This window comes from Legionella tunisiensis, assembly GCF_000308315.1.
In the GTDB taxonomy this organism is placed as follows: domain Bacteria; phylum Pseudomonadota; class Gammaproteobacteria; order Legionellales; family Legionellaceae; genus Tatlockia; species Tatlockia tunisiensis.
The window spans coordinates 1-10,094 of sequence record NZ_CALJ01000227.1; the positions used below are offsets into that span (position 1 = coordinate 1).

Genomic DNA, 10,094 nt, shown 5'->3' on the forward strand with positions numbered 1-10,094 from the left:
GGTGGTGAACGCCGCCGTGTCGAAATCGCCCGCGCATTGGCCATTGAACCAACCTTCATTTGCTGGATGAGCCATTCGCCGGTGTTGACCCTATCTCTGTTCTTGATATTAAGAAAATTATTTCCCATTTATGCGACAAAAATATCGGGGTTTTAATTACTGATCACAACGTCCGTGAAACCCTGGATATCTGTGAGCGAGCCTATATCGTGAGCCAAGGCAGAATTCTTTGTGAAGGCTCTCCTGAAACAATCCTTGCCAACCAACAAGTTCGCGCAGTATATTTGGGCGAAGAGTTTTCATTATAATCATGTTGCTTATTATTGATAATTACGACTCTTTTACTTACAACCTCGTACAATACTTTCAATGCCTAGAGCAAGAAGTCAGGGTTTTTGCAAATGATCGAATCTCGATTGAGCATATTAAGCACCTGGATCCTCAATATCTGGTTATTTCCCCCGGCCCTAAAGGCCCAGAACAAGCAGGGATATCCTTAACAATAATTGAACATTTCTATCAACACCTTCCTATTCTGGGAATTTGTTTAGGTCATCAATGTCTAGCGCATTTCTTTGGAGCCTCAATTATTCAGGCACCAGAAATAATGCATGGCAAGAATTCTTTAATTAACCATAACAAACAAGGCTTATTTCGTAATTTGCCTACACCATTCCATGCCACTCGTTACCATTCTTTAGCTGTCGATATTAAAACCCTACCCTCTTGTTTTGCCATTGATGCCTGGGCTGATAATACGATTATGGCTATTAGACATCGTCAATATCCTTTATATGGTCTACAATTTCATCCAGAAGCCATTTTTAAGTGAATATGGCATGCAACTTTTAACTCATTTCTTAGCCTATGAATACCAACAAATTATTTGAGCAATTAATTGCCGGTGAAAATTTAACCACCAAAGAAACACAAGATTTTATGTATGCTTGCATGCAAGGCGAATTAACTGATGTGCAAATCGCTACTTTTTTAGCCCTGATGCGTATGAAAGGTGAAACAGTTGAGGAGTTAACTGCTGCAGCTTCCGTCATGATGAAGCTGGCTCATTGTATTGATTTAGGCAATGATTTACTGGACATAGTGGGTACGGGTGGTGATGGAAAAAACACTTTTAATGTATCAACCGTCAGCAGTTTCGTTGCTGCTGCTGCGGGAGCTCATGTAGCTAAACATGGCAATCGCTCTGTTTCCAGTCGTAGTGGTAGTGCCGATTTGCTCTTACAGGCTGGTTTCGAACTTCATTTAACCGATGCACAGTTACAAGCCTGTATGCAGAAATGCGGAGTCAGTTTTTATTTGCGCCTCATTTTCATCAAGCAGTACAACACGCGAAAACAGCACGTCAACAACTCGGGATACGCACTTTTTTAATTTGCTCGGCCCCCTTATTAATCCGGCTCATGTAAAAAAACAAGTTGTCGGCGTCTGTGCACATCATTTGCTAGAGCCAATAGCCCAAGTACTCGCTAATCTTGGTAGTGAGCGCGCTTTGGTAATCAATTCTCGCGATGGCATGGATGAAGTCAGTATTTCAGCCATGACTGATGTCGTAGAATACCATCAAGGTGAATTCAAACATTGGTGTATTGACCCTAAGGATTATGATTGTTTTCATGCTACTTTGGACGCCATTATTGTCAACTCACCTTCCCAAAGTCTGATGCTTGCTGAAAACGTATTGAATGGTCAATTGGGACCAGCTCGTGATATCGTTTTATTAAACACAGCCGCTGCGCTTTATTGCGCAGGACTTAGTTCCAATTTCAGTGATGCTATAGAAAAGGCTAAGAAAGCGATTGATAGTGGTAAAGCCGCCAAAAAATTTATGCAATTGAAAGAAATAACCCAACAAGTGATAAGACAATGAATAGTATTTTAAAGCGCATAGCCGAACATAAACAGGAAGAAATCGCCCAAGCAAAACGTCTTAAGCCATTAACAAGTTTAAAAACATTGACGCATTACCTGTCCGAGATTTTATTGCTGGTTTACATAAAATCAATCCAGCGATTATTGCAGAAATCAAAAAAGCATCACCCAGCAAAGGAATAATACGCGCTGACTTTGATGTAGCAACTATTGCCCAAATTTATGAAAAAATGGTGCTAGCTGTTTATCTGTCCTTACAGACAGTCAGTTCTTTCAGGGTGATCCGAGTTATTTAGCCATAGCAAAAAACATGCATCCCTACCTGTACTCCGTAAGGATTTTATCATAGATGATTATCAACTCTACGAAAGCCGCGCTCTGGGAGCCGACTGTATTTTGTTGATTGTTGCCATGCTTGATGATTCCCAACTCAATGATTATTGCCAATTAGCTCAAGAACTTGGCATGGCCGTTTTGGTAGAAAGCCATACACTGGCTGAGTTTGAGCGGGCACTAGCTCTTCCTACTCCTTTGATGGGAATCAACAATCGAAGTTTACATACTTTTATTACTGATATCCGAACAAGTCTTGAATTAATTACTCATCTACCTGCAGATAAAACCATGATTAGCGAAAGTGGCATTAATACCAATGAAGATATTAAACTAATGCAAGCTAATGGTATCAATACTTTTTTAATTGGTGAAAGTTTAATGCGCGCGGCAGATATAGGCCATAAACTTCGAGAGCTAATGAGCTAAGCTTGCTGGTTTATAGTATTTGGTAGTGCGTGAAAGCTTATTGATCATGAATCTAATGCACTGCCATCTACCCTAATCCTAACTCAAAATAATAGATGTATCATATTTAACGCGAGTTAAACAAAAACTACTTTTAAATGACTTGATGTTGGGGACATTGACAAATACTCGTCGAATAAACTCATTATAGGCTGTGATATCCTCTACATGAACCATTAATAAATAATCTACTTCTCCAGAAATAAAGTAACATTGCTTCACTTCCTCACACTCATACATTTTTCGTTCAAAATTAGCTAAGAAATCATCCCCCTGCTTTTCTAAAGAGACGCTAACAAAGCTAATAAGATGTTGCTTTACTTTAAATGGATCAATCAATGACACATCATTTGAAATGATCCCGCATTCTCGCAATCGTCGTACCCGCCGCAAACAAGGTGGAGGAGATAAATTAACTAACTCCGCCAATTCTAAATTGGTTAGTTGGTTGTTCTTTTGCAAGAGATTAAGAATTTTTTATCTGTGTCATCCAGGGCCATGATTTCAGCATTTTTGATTTGATCTTCGTTCCTACTTCTATGCGTATTTTTTTCATATATTACTCAAAAAGTAAAAAATTATAAAATTTATGAAACTATAACCAACAAAATTAGAAATTTTTTTTCAGGTGATCATGCTAGCATTTTTTCACTAAATTAGAAAAAAGTCATGGAACTAATAATCCAATCTTGCATTGAGAGCATATACGGCTATGGAATCAATATTTAAAGATCAATAAATAATCATTTGATAAATATAAAGTTCAAATAATCAATGCGAGCTTTGCGTTTAACCTAAGGAGTAATAGAAATGATTGCTAATAATAGTTTGCGGAAGGAAGTAGATGCTATTTTGGATCAAATGATTACGCGTTTTTATGAAGTCGCACCTTTAGGAAAGTATCAAAAAGATTCAGAGCAAATCGATTTAAACTATTTTGTAAGACATACCATTGAAACTGTTTTACGCATACGACACAAACGGATGATTGATGCTCTTGTTATTCACTATTTCGCCAAAAAACAGCCCAGACTAGCCAAATCCTGGGCAAAATATACAGAAGATGAAATGCTCCATGGGTTGATGTTCGCTCGGGATTTGCAAAAACTAGCAGGATTAACCATCGACGAGATCTACGAAAAATATGAACCGCTTTTTGCTACCAAACTTCTGAATGGCTATTTCTATTATACATTGGAGCATGAAGGCCCTCTGGCAGCTATCACCAGTGCTTACTTCCTGGAATATACCACACGTGTGACTCAACCCATCTGGCTAGATAACTTAGAAAAAATTTTTGGGGCAGAAAATCTCATTGGTTCCAGAAGTCATGTGAATCATGATATCCGCGATAATCATAATGATTTTGTCTGGAATGTCTTAACAGCTCTCATAGACCAAGAAGAAGACAAAAAACGCTTCTTTCAACATTTATACCATATTTTTGGCTTATTTTTGGCCTATTTTCAGGATCTATACCAACAGACTTTGGGGAAAAACGTAAGCAATGAAATCAATCAAGTAGCAAATATTGCCGTTATGGAATCCAATAATATCAATGCATAAGAGGGATAACTTATGAATAGTCAAAAAGAATATTATAAATCTGCCGACTTGCACACGGTCTCTCAATCTGCTCATTCGGGAAAGTATCTGTCCTTGACAAATACGACTATACAATCCGTTGTAACCAGCATATTGGGTTGCGGTCATTCTGATATGATCTCTTTTTGTCAAGTTAAAACTGCTGATGAGTTTGAGTATTTAGGGCGTTTCCGGCTGAAGAGTTACTCCCTTAAAAAAGCATATATGATAGCGGAACTTGATGAGAACGGACTAGACGCGTTTGATAACAGATCGACTATTTACGCTGCATGGTTTGAAAATGAAATTGTTGCGACAATAAGGCTTACTTCTGCTCCCTTTGAAAGTTCTCAATTGATTGATTCGGACAGATTAGTCACTTTCCTTGGTGAGAATTATGCCTTGCACTATCTGGAGTGGTCACGCCTAATCATTACTCATCATTCAACTCTTCCACGACTGCTTCCCGCTATTATTATATACGCAGGATTACAAACTATAGCGTCAGGGCATTACCAGCACTACTTTGGTTATTGCACACCAATCATCAAAAAACTGTTTCCCGTTTTCTAATTTCAAGTAGCTTTTTGCAATTTACTATCCCGTGTCGCAGTGAAAATATTTATCATTTGATAAAAGGCAATTTTCTAGAAGATTTTTTCATCTGATAAACAAAGAGAGCTCAATCTTGCAAAATTAAAATTGATGTAATCTTAGGAGAATATAGAGTGGCCTCACCTTATCCCTGGCATTATACTCTGCGCTGGCCTCTATATTATAATTGGCCATCAATCCGCAACCATACTCATCTAGAATCAGCTCCTGATCAACATCAATTTCTTGATGCAAAACCAGATGACATTAGCTTGCTCTTTTGTGGTGATATTATGGTTCAGCCTGGCGACCGTATTCCCGAACTACATCATGAGCTATGCGATCTGATTCACTCGGTTGATTTATTCATAGGAAATTGTGAATCACCACTCAACAGCCATCATTTGAATTCACATGCAAAATACAGATTTGTATTCAATATGCCAAGAGAGTATCTGGCCGGTATTCTCAAGCAAACCGGCTTGTCGCCGGCACAATGTCTTCTTTCTATGGCAAACAATCATACCGGCGATCAGACTTATCAAGCTTGTTTGAACACCTTCGATTTTTTGAATGACATGGGTATTATTCCTCTAGGGCGATATGAAAAGAAAGCCACCTGTTCGTGTAATAGAAGTCAAAGGATTGCGGCTGGGTTTCACTGCCTGGACTGAATGGATGAATCGTGAAATTTTTCCTCTACAAGACCCCGGAGCGTTTCGAGGTGAGCACATCAAACGTTGTGATTGGAACTTACTCAAATATTCGGTTGGTATTGATTATCTATTTGGCATTCCTCATTGGGAATTTGAATTTCAACATTTCCCCCGTCAAGGAACTCGAAATATGGCAAGCACCTTGATCAATCGTTCAGGAATAGATTTCCTGGTGGGATCTCACCCTCACGTACTGCAACCAGTTGAATGGTTTAGTCATGGCATTTGTGCTTACAGCCTCGGTAATTTTTGCGGTCTTGGTCATGCATGGCCGGTTAAGCTGATTTCTTTATTGGAGGTAAAACTCAGACTTGCTCAACAACAGGTACACTTGGTAAGTTACAAAATGCATTACTTTTTCCAGAAACATGAGAGAAATAGAGTAAGTATTATCCCACTTATTCAAGCGCCGCCTAAGACGAGAGAAAAACTAAAATACCGGATTAAGCAACTTTTTCAAAACAATGCCATGACACCATCAACCTTCTGAGGAAATGTAATTTTATTGTCAATATTCATGCAGGCCAAGATTAAATACTACTCTTTCACCACTAAAAATGAGTTATTCTCTCATTTATTTGTCTTACTGTGCTAAATTTAGCATAATGCAACCCCATTTTTTATGGCTGAGAGCCCATGGTAAATAATAAAATAACAGTTGCTCTTTTGAAACAACTAGTCAACAAGGCGGAGCTCAATCAAGATGGCGACACCGCGAATTACATACCTGAATTAGCGAATGTGAACAAAGAGTTAACTGCTGTAGCGGTTAAACTTTTAAGCGGTGAATCATTCTTTTATAGCAACCTGCCTCTATCGCCGGTAACTCTACAAAGTACAGGCAAAATGATTCCACTTATTGGCCTTTTAGAGGAATTCGGTGCAGAACAGCTTTTTGAATGGGTTAAAGTTGAACCTTCCGGTGATGATTTTGCATCGATTACACGTCTCGAACGCTTTGGCCCCAAACCCTCTAACCCAATGCTAAATGCTGGTGCAATTACTCTTTGTTCTCATATACCTGGCTTAGGAGAGCAGAAATTTGCCTGGCTGGAACACTGGGTACAGAAACTATTTAATCAACGCTTGAGTATCAACCCCTTAGTATTTGCATCAGAAAAAGAACCGGCGATCGTAATCGTTCCATGGCATATTTACTTCAAAGCAGGAACAATTTGGGAACCGGCGTTAACGAAACGCTTGATTTATATTTTACCCTTTGCTCTTACGAAGCAATGCTCGAACAGATGCTCTATTTACCGACTATCTTAGCCAATGCAGGAAAAGATCCTCAGGATGGGACACAAATTATTTCACTTGAAACATGTAAAATTACGCTCGCTATCATGGCAACCTGTGGTTTATATGATGAGACTGGAACACATATGGTTCGTACCGGTATGCCTGCTAAAAGTGGTGTTTCAGGATATACTATTGCAGTAGCTCCTGCTAAAGCAGGTATTGTAGTACTTAGTCCTCGAGTTAATGCTAAAGGTAATAGTATTCGTGGTGAAATTATCTTGGAAAATTTATCAAAAACTATGGAATGGCATTTTGCAGTTCCCTAAACTGTTAAAGTAACCATTTAATCATCTGATAAAGGCTCTGGTGTATGCACTGGCTCTGGTTCAGGATCATTAGCTGGACCTGGTTCAGGAGAATTATCAGGGCCTGGCTCTACGAAATCAGGCAACATGGGTTCCTCCAAAGGAGTAGAAGGTATTTCTTCAGGTTGACTTTCATACTTCATAATATTTCTCCTTATAAAGTCCATCCTGTCCTTTAAGGTTGAAACGCCTACTTATCTTAGTGCACTACTGTAGTAGGCGGTGGAATTTCTGGTAAGGCGGCTGTCGGACTCGCTCCCACAACCTGAACATGAGCAACCTCCGTTCCATTAGAGAACTCAAAAAGCTTACCACCACCATGTGCTGCGTCAACATTACCAACTTCATTCCAGGTTTGGGTAGATGTTTTTTCAATATTGACTGTATCATGCTGTTGACCATCACCATCCCCACGAATTTTCAGAACATGATCATAAGTGACACCATTTACCTCCACACTCAAATCACTGTTATGTGAAAGTTTTAATGCCGCATCCAAATCAAGGTGCACATCATTTTTACCATTACCAACCATATCGATCACTTCCCAACCACCATGAGCAAAATGTTCTTTAATTTCATTAGTACTTAATCCCATGCTATTTTCATTAAATTTCAAGGCATCAATACCATGGCCGCCAGCTACTGCTCCCATATGCGATAAATCCTCAGGAATTAATAAATTCTCAGAATTATTACTAAGAACTTTTTCATGCTCATTACTAAAATCAAATAAATTGATATTTAAAGGATCCGAAGTGACTGTTACTGTAAAGTTTCCTGAAACGGAATCTCCATCTCCATCAATAGCAGTAAATTGGAAAGGCAAATCCGTCGTTTTATCGCCTTCAATATCAAACTCAACTCCAGAAACTCGGAAATGCTTGTTATTTGCACTGTAAAAACTGGAATTATTTTCAAGTTCTACACGATCAAGGTATTGATTGGCTGCCACAGGAATATCAATACTGGTGCTTGTTCCATCAGGTAAATTGGCAGTACCTGTAGCAGTTGTTCCATCGGTATAATAAGCAGTCCATTTATAAAAAACATCCACAGAGCCTGTAGCGACAAGATCCAGAGTCATTCCAGTAGCATTATTTGCTACTCCATCAAGACCTGTATTGTCAAAATCAAAAATTAATTTTTCACCTCTATTAACCACAGTATTGGCCGAGCTTCCGGAACCTCCAGTAACACCTAAGCCAGTACTAGTTAAAATTACGTTACCATTACCTCCACTTGCTGTGATCTTCATTTCCCAATCGCTTCCAGCAGAAGTAGAAAGTGCACCAAATGTATTATTTACGTAATAAGCACTCGCATTACCTGAACCAGTAATAGTTGGCGTGTAGGCAATGTTAATGGGATCAAGCGGTTGATGAAGAGTAAAGTTGTAGGTACCATCCGGCCCATCTGTCGACAACACAAATACTACATTTGAACCAGCCATTGCAGTAATCGTTGAGCCAGATACATTATAGGTTACATCGACTCCTCCTGAAGTTAAGCCCTCTAAAGGCGTGCCATTTAGATGGATCACTCCACCCTGAGAATCTCCCCCCATATCAGCCAACACACCATCAATTTCAGCACCAGCAATATTTTGTGTGACTCCATCGACTATATTTACTACTGGAACATCATCAACAGGATACACAACAACATTAATGCTAATAGTATTGCTTGCCTGATCACTATTTGCTGTTTCCGTTGCCGTGGCAGTCACCTGCAATGAAAAATTACCATTGAAATCATGTGGAGGAAGAATTGTTAATGCATTCAGATTCCAACCAGTGATATCAACCGAAGTATTTCCCACAGAACTAGTAAAAGTATGTGTACCATCGCTGAGTACAGCGCCAACAGGAATATTACTTAGTTTGAGTGCTAACACTTCAGAGCCATCTGTATCTACTAATGAAGCATTAATATGTGATAGTGGAATAACCGTATCTTCACTACCTTCATTATAAGAATAGGCTTGATAAAAACCATCAGGCTTAAGTTCTGAAAGCCTTATATTGGCGGCACTAACATCATCCGCATCTTGAAATAATTTGAAATTCACTGAACTTAAATCTTTAACCACACCACCATTATCACGCAGATTAACGTCATAATTACCTGGCCCATCGGAATTATTATGGTAAATGGATAACAAATAATAACCCGTTGTAGCAGGCACAAAATTACCACTGAACACACCTTGGCTATCTCCCCACGTAGCTTGAGCTACAACGCTATTACCTACTACAATACGGATACTATCATCACCAGATCCACTAAATGTATAGGTATGACCCGCTTCTAAATAAATAAGTCCTGAAATTTTTGATGCTGTTCCTTGCGTAACATCATTTGTACCCGGCTGCTGAACATTCTGTATACTAGTCGTAGAATTTGGGTTTAAGAGAGTAGCCTCTATAACAGCTTGTAACACATTTGGCGGAGCTCCAGCTCCATTTGTTGTCAAACCCAAGACATTATTAGTCCACGTTTCTTTTATCAGGCCTGTACTAATGGGTACTGAAGTCGTCGGCGCAGTTAATCCAAGGTTAGGTTTATCAGCAACTGGAGTAACATTAAGTTGTAACGAAGCTGTTGCAGAACCACCTTGTCCATCACTAACCGTATAACCTACAGATGGCACTGAGCCACTCCAATTCGTTACAGGCGTAAAACTATAAACGCCATTTGTTGCGATACTAAGTGTCCCCACACCGGTTATTGTTGCTGTAGTACCAGCAATATACGAGGTATTGTTGATTGAGAAAGAAGTTACTGCTAAAACACCACCATCCACATCCTGATCATTGCTCAAAACATTGCCCGTAATGGTTGTATCTTCATTAGCCGTTTTAGTGTCATTGGTTAAAATAGGAACCTCGTTAGTACCTTG

9 protein-coding genes and 4 pseudogenes are annotated in these 10,094 nt (G+C 39.2%); 10 read left to right on the forward strand and 3 right to left on the reverse strand.

Features of this window, described 5'->3' with window-relative positions; translation table 11 throughout:
• The 5 genes and pseudogenes from BN58_RS13635 to trpC all read left to right on the forward strand — a co-directional run.
• Positions 1-308: pseudogene (locus BN58_RS13635) on the forward strand (ABC transporter ATP-binding protein C-terminal domain-containing protein); the annotation flags it as partial.
• A gap of 2 nt (positions 309-310) precedes the next feature.
• Positions 311-890, forward strand: a pseudogene (locus BN58_RS25465) (anthranilate synthase component II).
• Positions 868-1,392 carry a hypothetical protein gene (locus BN58_RS37095; protein WP_332247993.1) on the forward strand — a complete coding sequence of 175 codons (525 nt, stop codon included), beginning with the start codon at positions 868-870 and terminating at the stop codon, positions 1,390-1,392. Before BN58_RS25465 ends, BN58_RS37095 begins: the two are co-directional and overlap by 23 nt.
• On the forward strand, positions 1,316-1,888 hold the full coding sequence (locus BN58_RS36265; RefSeq protein ID WP_332247994.1) for a hypothetical protein: 573 nt from the start codon (positions 1,316-1,318) through the stop codon (positions 1,886-1,888). The genes BN58_RS37095 and BN58_RS36265 overlap by 77 nt, the downstream gene beginning before the upstream one ends.
• Positions 1,885-2,652: pseudogene (trpC, locus tag BN58_RS25480) on the forward strand (indole-3-glycerol phosphate synthase TrpC). The gene BN58_RS36265 and the pseudogene trpC overlap by 4 nt, the downstream one beginning before the upstream one ends.
• 78 nt (positions 2,653-2,730) lie before the next feature.
• Here the strand turns inward: trpC and BN58_RS13655 are convergent.
• Positions 2,731-3,153 carry an Lrp/AsnC family transcriptional regulator gene (locus tag BN58_RS13655; protein WP_019217316.1) on the reverse strand — a complete coding sequence of 141 codons (423 nt, stop codon included), beginning with the start codon at positions 3,151-3,153 and terminating at the stop codon, positions 2,731-2,733.
• Between the two features lie 348 nt (positions 3,154-3,501).
• Between BN58_RS13655 and BN58_RS13660 the strand changes: the two genes are divergently transcribed.
• From BN58_RS13660 to glsA, 5 genes and pseudogenes are all read left to right on the forward strand, one after another.
• A complete protein-coding gene (locus BN58_RS13660) occupies positions 3,502-4,257 on the forward strand; it encodes a hypothetical protein (protein WP_019217317.1) in 756 nt (251 codons plus the stop codon).
• Positions 4,258-4,269: 12 nt separating this feature from the next.
• A complete protein-coding gene (locus tag BN58_RS13665) occupies positions 4,270-4,848 on the forward strand; it encodes a hypothetical protein (protein WP_019217318.1) in 579 nt (192 codons plus the stop codon).
• 155 nt (positions 4,849-5,003) lie between these two features.
• A complete protein-coding gene (locus BN58_RS13670) occupies positions 5,004-5,543 on the forward strand; it encodes a CapA family protein (RefSeq protein ID WP_026069480.1) in 540 nt (179 codons plus the stop codon).
• On the forward strand, positions 5,473-6,075 hold the full coding sequence (locus BN58_RS13675) for a CapA family protein (protein ID WP_083852211.1): 603 nt from the start codon (positions 5,473-5,475) through the stop codon (positions 6,073-6,075). Before BN58_RS13670 ends, BN58_RS13675 begins: the two co-directional genes overlap by 71 nt.
• A 146-nt stretch (positions 6,076-6,221) precedes the next feature.
• Positions 6,222-7,153 (forward strand): annotated as a pseudogene (gene glsA, locus BN58_RS25485) (glutaminase A).
• Positions 7,154-7,170: 17 nt separating this feature from the next.
• Here glsA and BN58_RS30995 read toward each other — a convergent pair.
• A complete protein-coding gene (locus BN58_RS30995; RefSeq protein WP_019217319.1) occupies positions 7,171-7,335 on the reverse strand; it encodes a hypothetical protein in 165 nt (54 codons plus the stop codon).
• A gap of 56 nt (positions 7,336-7,391) precedes the next feature.
• Positions 7,392-10,094 (reverse strand): Ig-like domain-containing protein (locus BN58_RS31855; protein WP_040916565.1); only part of this gene is annotated, 2,703 nt, incomplete at its 5' end.